Source organism: Mesorhizobium sp. M1E.F.Ca.ET.045.02.1.1, from assembly GCF_003952485.1.
In the GTDB taxonomy this organism is placed as follows: Bacteria; Pseudomonadota; Alphaproteobacteria; order Rhizobiales; family Rhizobiaceae; genus Mesorhizobium.
In genome coordinates this window covers 3,895,577-3,915,221 of the sequence record NZ_CP034447.1, presented here as the reverse complement: position 1 = coordinate 3,915,221, position 19,645 = coordinate 3,895,577, and the positions used below count along the sequence as shown (strand labels likewise).

Sequence of the window (19,645 nt, the reverse complement as noted above, 5' to 3'; positions counted from 1 at the left end):
CATGCTCGAGTTCTACGGAGAGGAACTGTCGTCCCGCCTGCTTCTTGGCACCGCGCTCTACCCTTCACCTGCTGTTATGGCCGATGCCGTGAAGGCGTCCGGCACGGAGATCGTCACGGTGTCGCTCCGCCGCGAGACCTCCGGCGGCAAGTCCGGCGGCCAGTTTTGGTCGCTGATCCAGTCACTGGAAGTTCGCATCCTGCCCAACACCGCCGGTTGTCATTCGGTGAGCGAAGCGGTCACGACGGCGCGGATGGCGCGCGAGGTGTTCGGCACTGATTGGATCAAGCTCGAGGTGATCGGCAATAGCGACACGCTGCAGCCTGATGTCTTCGGGCTGGTAGAGGCTGCAAGAATCCTCGCCTCGGAAGGCTTCGAGGTTTTCCCCTATACGACCGACGACCTGATCGTTGCCGAGCGCTTGCTTGATGCCGGCTGCAAGCTGTTGATGCCCTGGTGCGCGCCGATCGGCTCCGCGCGCGGGCCGCAAAATCCCGAGGCGCTGCGAAGCCTGCGCGGCCATTTCCCCGATATTCCCCTGATCGTCGATGCCGGCATCGGCCGTCCGTCGCATGCCGCAGCCGTGATGGAGCTTGGCTACGACGCAGTGCTTCTTAACACGGCGATAGCCAAGGCCGGCGATCCCGTGGCCATGGCCGCGGCCTTTGGCAAGGCGATCGAAGCTGGCCGCGGGGCCTATTGCGCCGGCCTGCTCGAGCCGCGCGACATGGCCGTCCCCTCTACCCCAGTCATCGGCATGGCAGCATTTTCATGAAGCTCGATCCGTTCTACCTGATCGTCGATTCCGCCGCCTGGATCGAACGTCTGGTGCCGCTTGGCGTGAAGCTGGTGCAATTGCGCATCAAGGTCCAGGACGAAGCGTCACTGCGGCGAGAGGTTCGTACCGCCAAGGCGATATGTGACCGCCACGGTTGCCAGCTCATCGTCAACGACTACTGGCGTATCGCGATCGAGGAGGATTGCGATTTCGTCCATCTCGGCCAGGAAGATCTTGCAGAAGCCGATGTGAAAGCGATCCGCGGGGCGGGCCTGAAGCTCGGCCTCAGCACCCACGACGACGCCGAACTCGAGACCGCGCTGCAGGCCGAGCCGGACTATGTCGCGCTTGGTCCGATCTACCCGACCATCCTCAAGGCAATGACATGGGCGCCGCAGGGACTGGGCCGCATCGCCATCTGGAAACAGCGCGTCGGCGCGCTTCCACTGGTGGCCATTGGCGGGCTTACGGTCGAGCGCATTGCCGGTGTCTTCGCGCAGGGCGCGCAATGCGCCGCAGTCGTGACCGACATCACCCGCAACACGCATCCCGAGGCGCGGGCGGCTGAATGGCTGGCGGCGACAGCCCAATGGCGATGACGCCGCATGTGCTCATCGTCGCCGGCTCCGATTCGAGCGGCGGTGCGGGAATAACCCGCGATGTCGAGACCGTTTCGGCGTTCGGGCTGCGCAGTTGCCTCGCTGTCACGGCCGTTACTGTGCAGACGCACTCTGCCGTCGAGCGGATCGAGCAGATGCCGCCCGAGCTTATCGCCGCCCAGATGCGCGCTGCCTTTGCCGCGAACACGGTCGCTGCGGTCAAGATCGGCATGCTGGGCACGGCAGCGGCGATCGAGGCGGTCAGTTTCGTCCTGGCGAGCAATCCGCAAGTACCGGCGGTGCTCGACCCGGTGCTGGCCTCAACCTCGGGACGGCGGCTGCTGGAGGACGATGCCATCGACGTGCTGTGCCGCGACCTGATGCCGGGTTGCCGGCTCGTGACGCCCAATCTGGTCGAACTGGCAGCGCTGATCGGATCGGGGCTGGCCCCCGATGAAGAAAGGGCGCGTCTTCAGGGCGAGGAACTGTCGAAGACCCTCGGGACGGCTGTGCTTGTCAAGGGTGGACACGGGCGCGGAAGGAAGTCGGTCGATTTCCTGTTGCAGCCAGACAATCCAGCCATTGAGTTTGAAGCGCCTCGCCTGCGGCAAGGGATGCGCGGCACTGGTTGCATGCTGTCTAGCGCCATCGCCGCATCTCTTGCGCTCGGCATCTCGTTGGAAGAGAGCGTGCGCGCTGGGAAGCAATTTGTCTTCGATGCGCTCGCCCGATCGGCGACAACCTGACCCTGGTCTATCGGTATTTCTCCAGGCGGATAGTTCCATCCTGGACCTCCGTCATTGTATGCAGTCCCTGCGAAAGCACAGCGCCAGGGTAGATATCCCGCCGCCGACCGACTAGCCCACTGCCTCGAGGAGATCATCTCCTGCCCCTGCGTCCGGCGCTGCTCCGCCACCTGAAATCACCAAAACTGTTTGCAGCAATCGACCGCCTCCCAGCTCTCGGCAAGCCCGCCGACATACGCACCTTCGAGGTTACGAATCCGGCGACCGGCGAGTTGCTGGCGGAACTCCCCGCCATGGGCGTGGAGGAGACGCGCGCCGCGATCGACAAAGCCGACGCGGCACGGCATGGGTGGGCGGCGCTGACCGCGCGTGAGCGCAGCGACATGCTTTGGCGCTGGCATCAGCTGATCATCGACCACACTGACGACCTTGCCTCCATCCTTACTGCCGAAATGGGCAAGCCGCTCGCGGAGGCGAAATCCGAGGTAGCGCATGCTGCCGCCTATCTGCAGTGGTACGCCGAAGAGGCCAATCGTATCTATGGCGAGACGATCTCGGCGCCCTCGACGGACCGCCGCATGCTGGTCATTAAGCAACCAATCGGCGTTGTTGGCGCAATCACCCCATGGAATTTTCCAGCTTCCATGGTGGCGCGCAAAATCTCGCCGGCATTGGCCGCCGGATGCACGATCGTGCTGAAGCCTGCCGAACAAACCCCGCTCGTGGCAGGCGCCATGTTCGCCCTCGCCCACGAGGCCGGTTTTCCCGACGGCGTCGTGAATTTGATCTACGCCTCCGAAGGCGGGGCGATCGGCCAGGAACTTTGCGCCAATCCCAAGGTGCGTAAGATCAGCTTCACAGGCTCAACCGAGGTTGGACGGCTGCTGATGCGGCAGTGCTCGGACCAGATCAAGAAGCTTAGCCTTGAGCTCGGCGGCAACGCACCGTTCATCGTCTTTGACGATGCCGATGTCGACGCGGCGGTTGACGGCGCGATCCAGGCGAAGTTCCGCAATGCCGGCCAGACCTGCGTTTCGGCCAACCGCCTTTACGTCCAGTCAGGCGTGCACGACGTGTTTGTTACAAAATTCGTCGAAAAGGTCCGTCAGCTTTCGGTGGGCGACGGCTTCAAACCCGACGTGGCAATCGGCCCGCTGATCGACAGGCAAGCGCTTGCCAAAATCGAATCTCATATAGCTGATGCCGTCGCGAAAGGCAGCACGATCCGGTGTGGAGGTGCTCGCATAGGCAAGGAAGGCACCTTCTTCCCACCGACGGTACTTACCGATGTGACGAGCGAAATGGCGGTTGCGCAGGAAGAGACATTCGGGCCATTGGCGCCGGTCATCTCGTTCGTGGACCCGGATCAGGTCGTTCGTGAGGCCAACGATACGATCTATGGGCTTGCTGCCTATTTCTACGCTTCAAATCTCAAGCGCGTCTGGCAGGTTGCCGAGGCCCTGGAATATGGAATGGTCGGCATCAACACCGGCCGCATGTCCTCGGAGGCAGCTCCCTTCGGCGGCATCAAGCAATCCGGCATCGGACGCGAAGGGTCGCGCCACGGGCTCGAGGATTACCTCGAGATGAAATACCTGTGTATCGGTGGGCTATGATCTCCCGGGTCTAGCTGCCAGTTCAGGTCCGCCGCGGCTTAGGATCGCTCGTTCGGCAGCTACGATGTCCGACGTGAACAAACAACAAAGGACGGCTGCCCTGACCCAAGGGCGGCGCCCTGCCGGATCTCCTCTCCCGGCACACGCTCATGGAGGACTGCTACGTTGAGCGCTTGTTATGTGACGAACGCAAGTTACTTTTTTGTTAGGACGCTGTGGCTGAAGTAAATGCTTCTTACGCGACAGCGGCCCAATTGCTGTGGGCCGCCAATACCCCTAACGGGGCCATCGCCCGTCGGCCCTTGCCGCAAATTAGTCGCTCAAAGTCAGGCGAGGGACCGACTGCTCGGTGGGTCAATCGGGGCTAGCTATTGGGGACGTCACGACACCTGCCGTCGCCGCTCCCGGCTTGCTGCGATCCAGAGGATCCTAAGCCAGGCCAAGCTTCATTTTGAGTTCCGCGTTCTCCTTGCGAAGGCGCTGAGCGAGCAGCGCTTTTAGACGCTTGTTTTCATCCTCGAGCGCCAGCAGGTCCTTGAGATCGTCGCCACGGGCTTCAGGTGCGGAGGCTCGCTTCCAGTGATAGTAGGTCTGTTCCGATATGCCAGCCTGCTTTGCCGCCAGTTTCAAAGTGGCGCCGCGGCCCATGGACTTTTGCATCTCGGAGAGCTTCTCGGCTCGCTCCTTTGCAGAGTAGATTTTGCGGCTGGTTCGAATTGGTGCCGCCGCGTCTGACGTCCGAGCTCTTTGTCTCGATGATGGCCGCCGATATGTCCAAATCCCCCCAAATGGACCGCGCCTGTTTTGGAATGCCGCGCTTACGTTTGACTTCCACGATAAATGGTCGGGCTTGACGCCTCATAATGGTTCCTGCGAGGTGATTGCCAAAGGATCCCGGGGGCAGTTCCGTGCCGCGTCGGCGTTTATCCGCCAGCATGCGGTCTTGGCAACTCCCATCAGATTGCATCCTCCAGCGCGAGTCGCCGCGAGCAGAACACCAGAGAATATGCCGGCGCACAACGGATTTCATCGCTTTGAAGGCTTTCGCTCCAACCAAGCACTTGACTTAAGATTCGTTGATCAAAGCCAACGCATGGCCTTGGCATTCGAGGTCATGGACACATCATGGCAGACAAATGCTGGTCTTCCGACGCGCAGGCAACGCCGAACGCCAAGCACCATCTCTACGACGCCCGAGCGTTCTGTCACGCCTTTTCGATTCAGGCAGCGGCTTGATGCAACGCTTCAGCGCGCGGCAACGCCACCTCGACATTGTCGATTAGCCTCGTTTCCCCGAGCCAAGCGGCGACGAGCAGCCGCGCTGGTCGATCTAATGTGAGCATTGGGGCAAGATTACTATCCGCGCGCAGTTCGAGATACTCGACCTTCGAGAAACCGGCGGCGAGGATCGCCTCGCGCCCGACACTCAGCGTGCGAGGTACAGATTCTCCTAAACTCAGCTGCCTGGCGGTTTGGATCAGGACTTCAGCCAACCGAGGCGCCTTGTTGCGATCAGCCAAAGTGAGCCGCGCGTTGCGCGACGACATCGCCAGGCCATCGGCTTCGCGCACCGTCGGACCAGCGATGATCTCGATTGGGATATCGAGGTCACGGATAAGCTGGCGCACGACGTGGAGCTGCTGAAAATCCTTCTCGCCGAAAAACGCCAGGTCGGCCCCAGTCTGCAGAAGCAGCTTCGTGACCACCGTCGCCACGCCATCGAAGTGGCCGGGCCGAAACGTGCCGCAAAGCCCGTCGCTGACACCGCCGACCGAAACGGTGGTCGCGAAGCCTGGCGGATACATGTCGGCGGCATTGGGAGCATAAAGGATATGAGTGCCGACAGATGCGAGCTTCGCCGCGTCATCATGTTCCGTGCGCGGATAGGCGGCCAGATCAGCGGCATTGTTAAATTGCGTCGGGTTGACGAACAGCGTCACGATCACGCGATCAGCCTTGGCAAGTGCTGCCCGCACGAGGCTGAGATGCCCTGCATGCAGGGCGCCCATGGTGGGCACAACGGCAATCCTTAGGCCCTCGCGGCGCCAGGCGGCAACGATGCTGCGCAGTTCGGAGACGATGCGGACGATCGCGGTGCTCATTCTGCTGCTCCTTCAGTGACTGCGCCCGGCTCGTGGCCGAAGACGTGCTCAAGCGCTGGAAAGCGGCGCTCGCGCACATCCTTTGCGTATGCCGCGATCGCTGCCTCGGCGTCGCTTCCAAGTTCTGCGTACCGTTTGACGAATCTTGGACGAAAAGCGCTAAACAGACCCAGCATGTCGTCGACAACAAGGATCTGCCCGTCGCAGGCCGGCGATGCACCGATGCCGATTGTTGGGATGGCCACTTGCTCTGTAATCAGCCGAGCCAGAGCCTCCGGTATCTTCTCAAGTATGACGGCGAATGCGCCAGCCTCGGCCGCCGCCGTCGCATCACGCAGGATCCGTTCGGCATCCTCGCCTTGTCCCTGAATGCGATAACCGCCGAAAGCATTGACCGCCTGCGGCGTCAGGCCGACATGGCCCATCACGGGTATGCCGCGCGCGGTCAAAAACCGGATTGTTTCAGCGACGCTTTCGCCGCCTTCGAGCTTGACCGCCGCCGCTCCGGTTTCGGTCACGACCAGGGCCGCATTGCGGAAGGCCTGCGCCGGGCTTTCCTCGTAAGAGCCAAAAGGCATGTCGACGACCATCAGGGCGCTTTGAAGTCCGCGCCGCACGGCCTTGCCGTGCAGGATCATCATTTCGAGCGTGACGCCGAGCGTTGAAGGCATGCCGCGCAACACCATGCCGACACTGTCACCGACCAGCACCACGTCGCAAAAGCCGTCGACCAGCTTGGCGACGGGCGTTGTGTACGCCGTCAAGCAAACAAGTGGCGTCTTGGCCTTCCGCGCCACTATTTGCGGCACCGTCAAGGCCTTCGATCCCGCGGTTGCGCTCACCAGCCTCTCCTTCCCCTGCGTCAGCGGATGGAAGCATGTGCCACAATTTTGTGCAGTTGCGAAGAGAGAATTTGCAGCGCACAATCATTTGCCGACGACATTCTTCGTCATGACCAGTTTCGCGCGCCTGCAATCGAATTCAGTTCGGCAAGCGTCCCCCGATTTGGGCCGCTGACCCTCAGCCGGTGGATCTGTCACAGCAGACAATCAACAGCGACCAAGTGGGCAGCCTTTGCAATCGCTCGCTCTAATTGACATTGGCGCAACACCGGTTAGGCATCGAGCCGTTTGCGCGTGAAGTCCAGTGAACGGCAAAGGGTTGTTCGACCGCTACGTCTTACTCGATCACCACCGGCTCCTCGCCGCTGGCGCAGATCATGGCGAGCGTGTTGCGCGAGGTGCCGCAAGCGGGGTTGTGGTAGATCGTGATCGTCATGGCTTGGCTTTCAGTGGCTCGGATTGCTCGATTTCGGGCCGCAGCAGCCAGCCCATCAGCGCTAGCGCGACCAAGGCGCCGATCAGTTCGGCGACGATGAAGCCCGGCAGGTCGAGCGGCCTGATGCCGGAAAAGGTGTTGGTGAGCGAACGCGCCAGCGCGACGGCCGGATTGGCGAAGGACGTGGACGCGGTGAACCAGTAGCCGGCGGTGATGTAGAGTCCGACCAGCCAGGGCACGGCTCTTTGCTCGAACCGAAAGCCGGCGAGAATGACCGCGACCAGCCCGATTGTCGCGACAGCTTCGGAGAACAGTTGCGCGGGGCCTGCACGGAGTTTCGTGGCAATCTCCAGCACCGGCAGGGCGAACATCAGATGCGCTGCGACCGTGCCGGCTATCCCGCCGACGACCTGCGCGACCAGATAGGCTGGAAGGTCGCGGGCCGGCAGCGTCCGGTTCAAGCAGAACACCAGCGAGACGGCCGGATTGAAATGCGCACCGGAGATCGGCCCGAGAATGGTGACCAACACCACCAGCATGGCGCCAGTCGCGAGCGTGTTGCCGAGCAGCGCCAGCGCCGTGTCATGCGTTAGCGTCTCGGCCATGATGCCGGAGCCAACCACGGTCGCCACCAGGAGACCGGTGCCTATGGGCTTCGGCGGCAAACCGGCGCGGCAGATCGAAGGTTGTCATCTTGTTCCTGCCGGGATTGATTGCGCCATAGCGGCGGCATGACCGTTTCCGAGTGGGTGATGTTGGCGTGGGTTTCCGGATCTGCCGCTACCGGCCAGATCGCCTTGCTGGAATTGCTGGGCCGCAAGCCTCTTTTGTCGCCCGCAACCGACTGACAGTTTCAGTCCGCTGACTCTTACTTGCCGCGGGTCGTGATCCGTGGGGTCTCATGCCGTTGGCCCGTCACCACGGCACGCCAGTGCATCGCGAGTACGACAACGGCCGCGAGGGTTAGCGCGCCAAAGATTGTTGGCTCAAGGCCCGGCAGCACGGTCGCATTGCCGATACACGGATCGGCAAGCTCCTTGTGAAATTCAGTGCAGATACGAGCGGGATCGTTTAGCGTCCGGAGCTGCGACCAATCCCAAAGGCTGGCGCCTGGGTCCTTCTTGCCGTCGTTCAGCATCACCGTCGCAGAGAGAAACGTACACCAGAAATAGACCAGCGCAATCGCGGGCAGCAGGGAGAAGACTGTAATCATGGCGCCTTGATAGACGCGGCCTTCACGCGAGCCCGTATCGATCCCGTCGAAGCCAACAACCGGTATTCGCTCATGCCATTTCGAGCCGCCGCGTAGGGAATAGACGCGTCCAACGAGTGAGGTTAGTGCGAGCAAAATTGAACATATCGGGATTGCGATCATTACTGCAGGCACCCTCGCCTTCATGACCAGCTTTGCATCGAATATCTCTTCCCCGCCTTGCGCTACCACCCAAGAATTCAGGGCGTAATAGAGAAGAAGCGCACTGACCACAAACCAAACCTTGCTAAGCTGCGATTGCGTCATTTGCACCTCTTGATCGTTATGGGCGGCCACGGCTCGTCGGCAGACGGGCTACTGACCCGATAGCGCCATATCGAAATTCATTTTGAGTCGGGCACGGGCAATCAGATTTTTCGGCCCCACAGTGATGTCGAGAAGTTCAATCGAAGGAGTGTCAGCGGAAATCTTCAATCCCGGAACGTTGGTATTGTGAACGGCCTTCAAAATCTCATCGGACGCGTCGTTGATCTGCTTGTTGAGATCGACTTTCGAATGAGCCTCTAAATCTGCCAGGATCTGGGTTTCGAATAGGGATTGAGCTGCCTTCCAGAAGGCGTTGTCCAGGACCGTCGCGAAATGCAATTCACTGATCGAGATCGCTGTTCCAGTTTTCTCGACGCGGGGTAGCCCTGAGAGGTAAACCCAGCCAGTCGTATTCAGGAACTTGCCCGGCAGCTTTGCCTTGACCTTCAAGCCCACCACGACGGAGCCAGCGCTAGGATAGAGATCAACATCGTCGATCTTGACATCGACGGTGCCTGCGGGCGTCTGCTGCTGGAAATCGCGACCCTTAAGGTTCTTTGACAGCTCGGCCGACAGCAATTCATACGGTGTAGTTGCTTGCAGGGTGATATCGGCCTGACTTCGATCGGCTGATGTTTTACCCAATGGCGGCAGAGGCTGGGACTGCGTGGCAACTGGTTCTGCGGCAAGACTGGTCTTTGCCGCGACACGCACGGTCATCTTCATGCCTTGCGCTTCACCGACCAGGCCCGAAAAGCTCGCCGCTGTGGGGACGATGTTGAGATAGACCGGCGTGCTGTCCGCTCGGTCGATCTTGATCGAAATGGCGTGCCACTGGGCCTCAACCTTTGACCGAAGTGCCTCACAGGGCAGAGCTTTGGCGATGGCATCCTGTATCTTGGAACGGTGGTCATTGACCTGGCCGTTCAACACGTCGGCCAGTCCCAGATTGATCGGCCCTGCGCAGACTTGGGGGTGCCCCAGGTTTCCAAAATCAAAGCCGAGGCAGTTTTTGCCCACTACCTCTACCGAAGCACTGCTCACCCATCTGCCGGTTGGGGTTCCCGCGAGCACGGGGCACCACTTATCGTTCATATCGAGCTGCAGATCGAGGCCGGGGACCAGCCGAGCCTCGAAGTTCTTCCCGGAAAGCGAAAGCAGTTTGGCGAGGTCGCCGCCGACGCCGGCCTGACCGCTGACAAACAGCGGCTGTTCGACGTGAACGCCATTGCCCGCCTGGGCCACGACAAGAGGGCCATCGGTTTTGATATCAGCGTGCCAATGATAGTCGGCGCATTGGTTCGTAGTGCCAATGCTCGGCGCGGTAAGGTCAGGCACTTCAGCGCAAACACGGACACCGATCCAACGGCACTCAGTATGGTGTCCTACGTGTCCGGGATTAATATGCGGAATACCGACACATCCGATTTGACCATCTCCCTGCACTGGAACGGATTGCGGTATCTTCGATTGCGCTGCTTGCACTAGCGTCTCATACGGGATTTGCGCCACCAGCGTGAGAACGCTGTCTGTCACGGGTGCTGGCGGCACATCGGCAGTGCCACCATGGGGTGGCGCCTGGAACAGATTTTTTTCGCAGCCCGAAACGCTAAGCAAGATGAGAAGGACCGGAACGAACCGGCGAGCGGCGGCGGCAAAGTGAGCGACACGCAACTTCGTGTCCGGTCCGGTAAGCGCTGTCATGGACGTCTCCCCCAAGAATGCTCTGCACCTGCTGAAGCGGTGGCGCAGAGGGTCACCGCTTTGCGATCTCTACGTGATCGAATGACCTTCAGGTCCCCCATGCGCAGGCCGCCGAAGCGACTGCCGCCAAAGACAACCGAACAAGCGATCCCGCCCTACGAACTTCGCCGAGAACTCTATTCTTCACATTGACCGCACATTACTCTTTGTTGCATAGTGATGTAAGAGGAGTCTGGGGTTTTGGAAAGAAATTTCCCGATCAGCAGCGTGAGCCAAAAGGCCTTCGAGTGGAAGTTGTTAGCCGCTTAAACATACACCCTCTGAGCGCTAATCGTTTTAAGTCCAATCTCTCAATTACTATCATCAAATAGAGTTCTATCGACTTTCCCTATTCCTTGGAGGGAGGAACCTACCATGGCCGCGACTAATTTGTTCGACGAGCGACACCGCGCGGTAATGATTGCGGCTGCAAAACGATGGAAAGCACAGCCGCCAACGCCTGCGACGACGCAAGTGACGCCTTCGGAACAGGCGCGCTACGACGCTCGCCGTTCGAGCTTTGATCAGGCGAGCGAACTGAAGGCACAAGGCCGTCTTCCGGTGTTCGTCGAGCGGAAGATAGGCCCTACCCTGGACTGGTACACCTTGCCGCCAGACGATGCTGCCCGAGCCGCTGGCCGGCCGGTCGCGCGCATCGTGGCCAACGTCGATCCCAAGGTCGATCCGGTCGGGTTTGCGACCGGGTTCATGGTCTCACCTAACGTTCTTCTGACCAACTGGCACGTATTTCCGGATCCCGGCTCGGTACGAGGAACCGGGGCCAACTTTCTTCATGATGAGACGGCATCGGGTGTCGCCCGAGGCATCATTTTCGAGTTTGATCCGGATGCCCTTTTCTTCTCGGCGGAGGATCTCGATTTCGCGCTCGTCGCGGTGAAGCCGAAGGCGATCACCGGCGAGCTTCTCTCCTCTGTCAACTTCCTGGCGATCAATGGATCGCGGTCAAAGATCCTGCCTGGAATGCCGATCCGGATGATCGAATATCCTGATGGCGGGCCAAAACGCTATGCGATGCAGAATTGCCGGCTGCTTGAGCTGCGGGACGACGGCTTCCTCCGGTACGAGACCGACACCGAGGAAGGATCATCGGGCTCCGCCTGCTATTCGCAGATGTGGGAGGTCGTCGGCTTGCACCACGCCTCCATCCCAAAAATGCGTGGCACCACGATCCTCAACAAGGATGGCTCTGCGTGGTCACCTGGGCAACCGGACGACGGAATAGACTGGATCGCTAACGAGGGTGTGCGGATAAGCGCATTGGTCAAGGCCTTCGGCGGGCTTGTGCCGACCACGCCCGCCTCCAAGCATCTTTTGGACGAATTGCTGGCCAACACGACCGATCCCACCGATGAGGTCGCGAAGCTGGCGACGCCTCGCGCGCCAGAAGCGCTGCTACCTCCTGATCCCTCCAAAATCTTCGCAAACACGAAAGGAAACGTGATGGGCGGCGTTACCATGAATTTTTCCGGACCAGTGACGATCTTCGTTGGTAGCGCCGTGCCGGCATCACAGCTTCCTCAGGCGGCGGCCGAGATCACGAGAGACGAGGCGATCGAGAAAGCACTTCGCTTCGACCCCAATTACGACGATCGAGAAGGCTATAACCCTGATTTCCTCGAAAACGATATCACCGTGCCGCTGCCTCGCATTTCGCAGGAACGGGACCAGGAGATGTATAAGGAAAATGGCCAGACCGTCGTGCTCAAGTACCATCACTTCAGCCTGGCAATGAACGCTTCCCGGCGAATGCAGATGTGGTCAGCGGTTAACGTCGATTACGATGCATCGAAAAAGACCTCCAGCGGCCGCGCCTTCTTCGGTCAGGATCGTTGGGTATTTGACCCGCGAATCCCGCAGCAATACCAGTTGGGTGATCCCGATATCTACGCGCCCGCCAAACAGATTGACCGGGGCCATATCGTGCGCCGGGAAGACAATGCCTGGGGTGATACGCCAACGGAAATCGAGTTTGCCAATTCCGACACGTTTCACTTCTCAAATTGCACGCCGCAGCACGCCGCCTTCAACCGCTCCCAACCGGGAAAGCAATGGCCGGGAGTTCAAGGCTTGTGGGGCGGCTTCGAAAATCACATTCAACGCGACTTGCAAACCGGTGACACGCGCGCCTGCATCATAGCGGGACCGATTTTGGACGCGAACGATCCGTCTGAGGATTTTGGGACCGGCGTCGTGCAGTATCCTCTTGTCTTTTGGAAAGTGGTTGCGGTCTCGGCGCGCGATACCAACGGGCGCCGGTCACTACGCACCTACGGCTTCAGGCTTTCCCAAAAGGATGTCGTCGACCGCTTCGGAGTGGAATTCGCGCCCGGCGAGTATGCACGCTATCAAGTCGCCCTGTCAGCCATAAGCGAACAGGCCGGCGTTATTTTTGACGATGTCCTCTTGCGCGCCGATACACACGCCGAGGCGTAACGAGGCACTCGGCGTGGCAGCGACGGCCAGCTGCCGCATATCTGATCGCGTCGCTCCAGAAGGCCGCCGCTCACGCGGCGGCTGCTTCGGAGGCGCTGAAACGCGACAGATAGTCTGCGGCGCGTTGCGCGTGTGCCGCGGCGGCGAAGATCGCCCGCTTGTCCCCCTTCAGCACGGACAGCCAGTGCCCGATATAGGCGGCGTGGTCGTCGCGATCCTCGAGCCGCAGCCCCAGGTCGGCGCAAAGGAACGCGGCGCCCAACTCGGCAACAAGCTCCTCGCGGGAATAGCCGTCGTCTCCGAACCGCTTGCCGCCGAGATCACGGTCAAGGCGCGTGGCGTGCCGGGTCCAATGTGTCGACTCGTGGGAAATTGTTGCATAGTACGCCTGTGCATCCCGGAAGGTCTCGAAGGGGGGCATTTGGATAAAGTCGAGAGCCGGGCTGTAGAAGGCGCGGTCGCCGCCGTGACGGATGTCCGCGCGCGTCGCGGCGAAGAAGGCTTCGGCATGGGCAATTCGCTCATCCGGGTTGCGGACATTTTCGGCGCGGGCATAGAAGTGAGCCGGCAGATCGTCGACCTGCTCGACATTGAAGACCGTGTAGGCCTTCAGGAACGGGATGAAGCGCTCGGCCTCATCGCCGGTGGCCTCGTCGGTCTCGGTGCGCCGCAGGGTGTCGGCATACACGACGGGAGAGCCCTTTTCGCCCTTGCGGACCCGACCGCCCAGCTCGATGGCCTGCTTGAAGGTCATCCAGATCGGCGCGGCATAGTGCCCGGTCATCGCGGACGCCCAGAGCGTCAGGACGTTGATGCCGGCATAGGGCTTGCCGTTGTGGCGAAGCGGCCGGGAGACGTGGCCGGCGGCATGGGCGGCACTCCAAGGCTGCGTCCAGGGTTTTACGCCCTGCTCGAGGGCTTCGATGATCTGGTTGGTGATGCGGCTGTAGACGTCCTGCCGCGGGGTTTCGTTGGTATCCGACATGACCTTGCTCCTTTTGCGTCGGGTTTTTCTCAAGACGCGGAGAAGCAGGGCCGGGCGATTGAGCCGGCCGGTCAGGCCCTAACACGGTCCCGCCTCTTCCCGGCGGGAGTGGTGCGGGCGGGGTTTGACCGGGCGGCGCGCCTGGCCGATATCGCGGCAAAGATTGAGAAAACCACTGCAATGGGCAGATCGCCGGAACGCAGACCCGCCGGCAGGGAACTAGACAGGAAGCGCTACAAAGGCAGGCCGCACGCGCGCCAAGACGAATGGACGTCGCTACGAGAGACGAACGCTGCCACAGCCGTTTTCAGGTACGAGCCCATGGCTGGCCTGTGCGACTGGGAAAACGATGACGTCTGGGCGAGAGCCCTGCGACCTCTACTTGGGCTATGTATAGTCGACCTTCTCGCCGTCTTCCTTGACGAATTCGCGCACCGGATGGTCGAGCAGAGGTAGCACCGCCTCCGACGGCCGGCAGAGCCTCGTTCCCTTGGGCGCCTCGACGATCGGCCGGTTGATCAGGATGGGGTGGGCGAGCATGCAATCGATCAGCTCGTCGTCGCTCCATTTCGGATCGGCAAGCCCAAGCTCGGCATAAGGCGTGCCCTTCTCCCGCAACAGCTCACGCGGGGTGATGCCCATCGCCGCGATCAACTCAAGCAGCCGTTCGCGACCCGGCGGCGTCTTCAGATATTCGATGACCACCGGCTCCTCGCCGCTGGCGCGGATCATGGCGAGCGTGTTGCGCGAGGTGCCGCAAGCGGGGTTGTGGTAGATCGTGATCGTCATGACTTGCCTTTGAATGGTGGGGCTTTCAGTGGCTTGATTGCTGAACGGTTTCGGGCCTGAGCAGCCAGCCCATCAGCGCCAGCCCGATCAGGGCCCCGAACAGCTCGGCGACGACGAAGCCCGGCACATCGACCGGTCTGATGCCGGAAAAGGTGTTGGTGAGCGAGCGCGCCACCGCGACGGCCGGATTGGCGAAGGACGTGGAGGCGGTGAACCAATAGGCGGCGGTGATGTAGAGGCCGACCAGCCACGGCACGGCCTTTTGCTCGAACCGAAGGCCGGCGAGAATGACGGCGACAAGCCCGAATGTCGCTACAGCTTCGGAGAACCATTGCGCGGGGCCTGCACGGAGCTTCGTCGCGACCTCCAGAACCGGCAGGGCGAACATGAGATGCGCCGCAAGCGAGCCGGCGACACCGCCGACGAGTTGCGCCAGCAGATAGGCCGGAAGATCGCGGGCCGGCAGCGTCCGGTTGAGGCAGAACACCAGCGAGACAGCGGGATTGAAATGCGCGCCGGAGACCGGCCCGAGGATGGTAATCAACACCACCAGCATGGCGCCGGTCGCCAGCGTGTTGCCGAGCAGCGCCAGCCCCATATCAGGCGTCAGCGTCTCGGCCATAATGCCGGAGCCGACGACCGTTGCGACCAGGAGGCCCGTGCCTAAGGCTTCGGCGGCAAACCGACGGCGAAGATCGAAGGTTGTCATTTCATATTGCTGCCTGGTCCCGGGATTCGCCTTTGATTAGACCGTCTCCGCGGCCAAAATGCCCTGCACCTGTTAGAACGGTCCTTCCGGAGTAAAACCTATAAAATCACGATACCCAGGTAGACGAGGGTAGACAGCGCGAAAGGCAGCCATTTGGATTGAATATTTAGCCGCCGCCCTATGGCTTTATGCTGGTCGGCGGAAAGGCCGGCCAATTCCTGCAGATCGGCAAGCGTTTTCGATCACTACGGCATCAATCTTCGACAACATGACAACATGAAAAAATAGAGGCTCCAGATGACAACGAAGGCAGCCGTTAGGCCGATAAGAACAAGGTAGTCAGGCCAAGTCCAACTGGACAGTTGCCAAAGCGGGCGCAGCATTTCAGCCTTATATTACCTACGATAGTCGAACATCATTAGATGGTATGACCGGTGGATAACCGCAGCCGTGCCGGCGTGGCTTACGATCTCGGTATGCCTCTCGGCCCGTATATGCGCTGCCTATCATCTATGGCTCGCTGTAAGCCGACAGCTTTAGATTGGGAGCCTGCTGCAACCCTTCCCGATCCGAAGGCCGGGAAGGGAGGAACAAAGCCCGATGAGCTTCATTCGAAGAGAGAGTGACCCCATAGCGAATCTCTAGCGGTGGGGAGTCCTCGCCGCGATGAGATGTACCTGCCCACCAGACGCCGAGATCGACGCTGCGGCTCAAAGTGCTCTAAGGGCATTCCGGAAGGCTCAGAAGATTGTCAGGCAAAAAACGATCCGTCTGCGTTTTCAGATAATCCCTGCCATTGTGCTGCTTGACGGTAACCCATACAGTTTTCTCACCCTCGGATACGAAGTATGCGCTGGGATCGCGCTTCACGTTAGCGATAGCCTCTTCCTCAGGCACTTTCCATCGGACACCGCCATCGACGCCACCAATGTATTGGATGCGGCGGTGTCGATCTTCATGAGTTGGATGTTTGATAATGCACTGGATTTGTCGGCTCACGGTGTGCAGCCCTTTCTTTGGCGTGCGCCACAGGACAACTTCACAGATTCACCGGTGGGATATTCTGGTGATCGTTTTCAATGCCCAGCTGTCCTGTGTCTTGGTTGCGATAAGTGGCGACCATTGTAGCGAATCGTCGCCGCAAGTCATTTGATGACAAGAGCCCCGGCAAATGCAAGGCTTGCGCCACAAACATCACGCAAGAATCTCAGGTGCCTTTCTTTCGTCGTCTTAACAACTTGCAAGCTTTTTTGCTTAGACGTGATCGGCTTAATCAATCCGCGAGTTATGTACGACGCTTCTCGCGAGCCGTGCGGAGCATATCCGCAACCAAAATTATGAGCTGGATTCGGATATACTTAGCCGAACAAGAGTGTGGTGAAAATAAAGCGCTTTGCACCCGGCGCGGAAGTGGACTTCGATGGAAAGCAGCGCTTAGTACGCACCATTACTGCCCCCCTTTCCGAGCGAGAAGCGGTATACATTGCTGTCGCGTTTCTGAAATCCAAGCCTTTGGTAAAGCCGGTTTGCAGCCTCTCTGGATGGGCGGGAAGTCAGATCGACGGTCTTCGCTCCCGCGGCTCCTGACCGAGCGAGCGCCTCGCGAGTGAGGGCTTCGGCAATTCCTTGTCCGCGATAAGCCTCGTCAACGACTACGTCCTCGATGATTCCGCGCACCCCTGTGGGAATGCGGAAGACCACAAGAGTGAGCATACCGACAATCTTCTCGGAGGCGCGTGCGGCCAAGACGATGGTGGCCGGAGAAGCCACAATCTCTTCAAGTTCACCCTTGCTAGGCATCCTGGCTGATGATGACAGCTGCCTCACCAGTTCTGCGAACGACTCAGCGACCGCCGGCGTGATCGCAATTACTTCGTCTATCTCAATCTGCAATGAGAACCCGCCCCCTGCTTCGACCATCGCAACGCGAAATTACCCACCGTGCGAATGACTGCAACGGCCTCCTCGCCGGGCACCGAGAGTAAGGTTTGATCAATAGTGTCCAACGCATATCGCGCTAGGCCTAACGCGCTAGAGAAACCCTCTTACGCGTTAGGCGTTATTCGCAGCAATACATACTCCTTCTGACTCTCAGAAGGAACTTCAAGGCCATTGATGCGCGTTAGTGCAAAATTTCAGGTTGCCACCTTTTTTATGTCGTCTCCGTCACATATAGCCGACTACATGATCACAGCTATCCAACGCTTATTACTTCCGTGGAATATTTTTGCGTGAGCTCAACCGCCATTATCATATCTATCCTTCGTGGCGATGCTTGCGCCTTGGATTGCGGCGCCCTTATCGCAATCACGATTTGCTGAGTCAAGCTTGTTTTGAACAAGATAATGTGACAATTGTCTTTCGCCAAAAAGCGTCGCTATGGCGTCACTGTTTATCGGTAAAAAACATTGGAGAAATGTCACAGTATTACAATTGCGTTTCATAGGTGAATTACTCATTTTTTCGGTTCCGTGCTGGGCGGCGAAGGCGGGGGTTATTGGTAGTGGTTGAATCGATTGAAACGACACTAGGGATATGGGACGCGTCACTTCGCGAAGTGAAGTCGCGCATCAGGGGGCTTTTCCCTCAGGAGCGAGTGGCGACTTCGGCCGGTTTGTTCCTTGAAGGCCTGCTCCGGGACGAGCACCGCAAGACCGGCTGGATGAGAGCTAAGGCTGCGGGCGACCCAGGGCCCTGGCGCCAACAGGCCATTCTCGGAAGGGCCAAATGGGACGCAGACGCTTTGCGCGACATCGTGCGTAAATATGCGCTCGAAACACTGGCCGACAGCGACGCAGTCCTCGTCATAGATGAGACGGGCTTCATCAAGCAGGGCAAGACGTCCTGTGGGGTAGCGCGGCAGATCAACGGCTCGACGGGCAAAATGGCAAATTGCCAGATCGGCCTGTTTGCGGCTTATGTGTCCAGGCACGGGCATGCATTCATTGACCGCGCCCTGTATCTTCCGAGGGCCTGGACGGAAGACTCCGCCCGCTTGGCGCGGGCCCACGTGCCTGTGGGCGCGACTTTCACAACAAAGTCCCGCATGGCGCTGGACATGATCGCACGCACTGTCGGTGCCGACGTACCTTTAAGCTGGATAGCTGTTGATCACGTCTGGGGTGTCGACATTGAGATGGCTCTGCGGCGCTGGTGCAAGGGCTACGTAGTTGGCGTCAGCGCGAGCCACAATTTCTTCCTCACCCGACCCGCTTTTTCCCAGCAGGTCGGGACGGCAGAAGACATCGCACGATCCGTCCATCCCTCTCAGTGGCGGAGCCTGCCTCTGCAAGAGGGCCTGCAAGGTTCCGAAACTTGGGCTTACTGCCCCTTCGCTGACCTGGATGTCGCGGAATACGATAACGCACGTTCTGGGCTTTGGACTGCAGGGCTCTTGATCCGGCGCGATGCGAACCATGCTTTCCGGTACTTTTCAACATGGTCTCCAGCAGGAACCGAAATCGAAACACTCTTCGCGGTGCGGCAATGTTGCAAGATCGCCGAGGACGGCCTCGGCGCGGCGAAGAGCGAACTGGGTCTCGAACATAACGAAACCCGTTCTTGGCACGGGTGGCATCGCCACGTCTCGCTGGTCATGCTGGCTTACGCGATGGTGCAGACCGTCCGTCACAAGACGGGCCACTGGCCCTCTGGACCGGTTGGACGATTCATGGTGGCCAGCCGCCGGTTCGACCGCTTGCCAAGGATCCCCAAGAGACCCAAACCGGGATCACTCGGCGCCGTGTCAATCACCCCCTGGAACGATCAATCTGGCGAATGTCGCCGTAAGCCATTCCTCATCAAAATGCCGGCCAAACAGTAGAAACCGATAGTTCTGCCATGAGATCACCCCTCAAGAGAGCTCCAAGGCGTGCAAAAGCCCTAATCGCTGTCAGGTCGATAGATCGAGATTTCAGTGGTCTTGCGGGAGCAACTGGTTTGGAAGCGGGAATACCAGTGAAACAGTCCAAAAAATTGCAGAACTTGCACTATGCCCAGGCAATGTTGAGGCAAATTCGTCAAACAGCGCAGGCAGACGGAGAGAGCCTCCTGACCTATTTGGTCGAGATGGCTTACCTGGGAGTCAGTGATCGGATTAGGGCAACTTGGGCTTTGAAAGGCAACAATCCCAATCCCGACCCCTAGATCCCTCGGTCGAGCGATTTTCCCGGCTGCGCGGATTGGGACAGCGACCCTGCTGGCCAAGGGAATGGTCCCCAGTTTGGGACCGGCTCGTACAGCGTGTTGTCCCTATGCACCACGCGCATTGGACCATCGAACGTTTTGAACCGTTAAGCTGAACAAACGCAAGGAGAATATTTGTGAC

Annotated in this window: 15 protein-coding genes and 3 pseudogenes; 6 read left to right on the top strand and 12 right to left on the bottom strand. The window is 59.7% G+C overall.

Translation table 11 applies throughout. The features are described from left to right. The first annotated feature begins 1 nt into the window (after position 1). The 4 genes from EJ070_RS18915 to EJ070_RS18900 all read left to right on the top strand — a co-directional run bounded on the left by EJ070_RS18915 (position 2) and on the right by EJ070_RS18900 (position 3,739). Positions 2 to 775: a thiazole synthase gene (locus EJ070_RS18915; RefSeq protein ID WP_126092708.1), complete on the top strand. Its 774-nt coding sequence runs from the start codon at positions 2 to 4 to the stop codon at positions 773 to 775. Continuing rightward, positions 772 to 1,377 carry a thiamine phosphate synthase gene (locus EJ070_RS18910; protein WP_126092707.1) on the top strand — a complete coding sequence of 202 codons (606 nt, stop codon included), beginning with the start codon at positions 772 to 774 and terminating at the stop codon, positions 1,375 to 1,377. The genes EJ070_RS18915 and EJ070_RS18910 overlap by 4 nt, the downstream gene beginning before the upstream one ends. After that, positions 1,368 to 2,123, top strand: coding sequence for a hydroxymethylpyrimidine/phosphomethylpyrimidine kinase (locus EJ070_RS18905; RefSeq protein WP_126092706.1), 756 nt, complete (start codon positions 1,368 to 1,370; stop codon positions 2,121 to 2,123). Before EJ070_RS18910 ends, EJ070_RS18905 begins: the two co-directional genes overlap by 10 nt. 140 nt (positions 2,124 to 2,263) lie before the next feature. Next, entirely contained in the window at positions 2,264 to 3,739 is a 1,476-nt protein-coding gene (locus EJ070_RS18900) for an NAD-dependent succinate-semialdehyde dehydrogenase (RefSeq protein WP_126092705.1), read from the top strand. 429 nt (positions 3,740 to 4,168) lie between these two features. Here the strand turns inward: EJ070_RS18900 and EJ070_RS18895 are convergent. From EJ070_RS18895 to EJ070_RS18865, 7 genes and pseudogenes are all read right to left on the bottom strand, one after another. After that, positions 4,169 to 4,601 (bottom strand): annotated as a pseudogene (locus EJ070_RS18895) (transposase). Positions 4,602 to 4,959: 358 nt separating this feature from the next. Then, complete coding sequence (gene panC, locus EJ070_RS18890) at positions 4,960 to 5,841, bottom strand: pantoate--beta-alanine ligase (protein ID WP_126092703.1); 882 nt, start codon at positions 5,839 to 5,841, stop codon at positions 4,960 to 4,962. Then, positions 5,838 to 6,683, bottom strand: a complete 846-nt coding sequence (gene panB, locus EJ070_RS18885) for a 3-methyl-2-oxobutanoate hydroxymethyltransferase (RefSeq protein WP_126092702.1) — start codon at positions 6,681 to 6,683, stop codon at positions 5,838 to 5,840. The genes panC and panB overlap by 4 nt, the downstream gene beginning before the upstream one ends. A gap of 340 nt (positions 6,684 to 7,023) precedes the next feature. Beyond that, positions 7,024 to 7,119, bottom strand: a pseudogene (locus tag EJ070_RS18880) (arsenate reductase); the annotation flags it as partial. After that, positions 7,116 to 7,812 (bottom strand): annotated as a pseudogene (locus EJ070_RS18875) (MIP/aquaporin family protein). The pseudogenes EJ070_RS18880 and EJ070_RS18875, both read right to left, overlap by 4 nt. A gap of 175 nt (positions 7,813 to 7,987) precedes the next feature. Then, entirely contained in the window at positions 7,988 to 8,638 is a 651-nt protein-coding gene (locus tag EJ070_RS18870; RefSeq protein ID WP_126092701.1) for a hypothetical protein, read from the bottom strand. A gap of 48 nt (positions 8,639 to 8,686) precedes the next feature. After that, positions 8,687 to 10,342, bottom strand: coding sequence for a DUF4403 family protein (locus tag EJ070_RS18865; RefSeq protein WP_126092700.1), 1,656 nt, complete (start codon positions 10,340 to 10,342; stop codon positions 8,687 to 8,689). Between the two features lie 414 nt (positions 10,343 to 10,756). Here EJ070_RS18865 and EJ070_RS18860 point away from each other — a divergent pair, with 414 nt between their 5' ends. Beyond that, entirely contained in the window at positions 10,757 to 12,835 is a 2,079-nt protein-coding gene (locus EJ070_RS18860; protein ID WP_126092699.1) for a DNA/RNA non-specific endonuclease, read from the top strand. Positions 12,836 to 12,905: 70 nt separating this feature from the next. Here the strand turns inward: EJ070_RS18860 and EJ070_RS18855 are convergent, their stop codons facing one another. From EJ070_RS18855 to EJ070_RS18835, 5 genes are all read right to left on the bottom strand, one after another. Next, positions 12,906 to 13,820: a zincin-like metallopeptidase domain-containing protein gene (locus EJ070_RS18855; RefSeq protein WP_126092698.1), complete on the bottom strand. Its 915-nt coding sequence runs from the start codon at positions 13,818 to 13,820 to the stop codon at positions 12,906 to 12,908. A gap of 387 nt (positions 13,821 to 14,207) precedes the next feature. Further along, a complete protein-coding gene (arsC, locus tag EJ070_RS18850; protein ID WP_126092697.1) occupies positions 14,208 to 14,609 on the bottom strand; it encodes an arsenate reductase (glutaredoxin) in 402 nt (133 codons plus the stop codon). A 25-nt stretch (positions 14,610 to 14,634) separates the two neighbouring features. After that, positions 14,635 to 15,318: an MIP/aquaporin family protein gene (locus EJ070_RS18845; RefSeq protein ID WP_126092696.1), complete on the bottom strand. Its 684-nt coding sequence runs from the start codon at positions 15,316 to 15,318 to the stop codon at positions 14,635 to 14,637. A 720-nt stretch (positions 15,319 to 16,038) separates the two neighbouring features. Then, on the bottom strand, positions 16,039 to 16,317 hold the full coding sequence (locus tag EJ070_RS18840; RefSeq protein WP_126092695.1) for a DUF3892 domain-containing protein: 279 nt from the start codon (positions 16,315 to 16,317) through the stop codon (positions 16,039 to 16,041). Positions 16,318 to 16,752: 435 nt separating this feature from the next. Continuing rightward, positions 16,753 to 17,211, bottom strand: coding sequence for a GNAT family N-acetyltransferase (locus EJ070_RS18835; protein WP_210211952.1), 459 nt, complete (start codon positions 17,209 to 17,211; stop codon positions 16,753 to 16,755). 604 nt (positions 17,212 to 17,815) lie between these two features. On the opposite strand from EJ070_RS18835, the gene EJ070_RS18830 reads away from it, so the two are divergent. Further along, positions 17,816 to 19,141, top strand: a complete 1,326-nt coding sequence (locus tag EJ070_RS18830) for an IS701 family transposase (RefSeq protein WP_126092693.1) — start codon at positions 17,816 to 17,818, stop codon at positions 19,139 to 19,141. Positions 19,142 to 19,645: the final 504 nt, after the last annotated feature.

What these genes read in the sequence shown, in the direction of transcription:
- EJ070_RS18915 (WP_126092708.1), top strand. Translation starts at nt 2, where the DNA reads ATGCTCGAGTTCTACGGAGAGGAACTGTCGTCCCGCCTGCTTCTTGGC.
- EJ070_RS18910 (WP_126092707.1), top strand. Translation starts at nt 772, where the DNA reads ATGAAGCTCGATCCGTTCTACCTGATCGTCGATTCCGCCGCCTGGATC.
- EJ070_RS18905 (WP_126092706.1), top strand. Translation starts at nt 1,368, where the DNA reads ATGGCGATGACGCCGCATGTGCTCATCGTCGCCGGCTCCGATTCGAGC.
- panC (WP_126092703.1), bottom strand. Translation starts at nt 5,841, where the DNA reads ATGAGCACCGCGATCGTCCGCATCGTCTCCGAACTGCGCAGCATCGTT.
- EJ070_RS18870 (WP_126092701.1), bottom strand. Translation starts at nt 8,638, where the DNA reads ATGACGCAATCGCAGCTTAGCAAGGTTTGGTTTGTGGTCAGTGCGCTT.
- EJ070_RS18865 (WP_126092700.1), bottom strand. Translation starts at nt 10,342, where the DNA reads ATGACAGCGCTTACCGGACCGGACACGAAGTTGCGTGTCGCTCACTTT.
- EJ070_RS18860 (WP_126092699.1), top strand. Translation starts at nt 10,757, where the DNA reads ATGGCCGCGACTAATTTGTTCGACGAGCGACACCGCGCGGTAATGATT.
- EJ070_RS18855 (WP_126092698.1), bottom strand. Translation starts at nt 13,820, where the DNA reads ATGTCGGATACCAACGAAACCCCGCGGCAGGACGTCTACAGCCGCATC.
- arsC (WP_126092697.1), bottom strand. Translation starts at nt 14,609, where the DNA reads ATGACGATCACGATCTACCACAACCCCGCTTGCGGCACCTCGCGCAAC.
- EJ070_RS18845 (WP_126092696.1), bottom strand. Translation starts at nt 15,318, where the DNA reads ATGACAACCTTCGATCTTCGCCGTCGGTTTGCCGCCGAAGCCTTAGGC.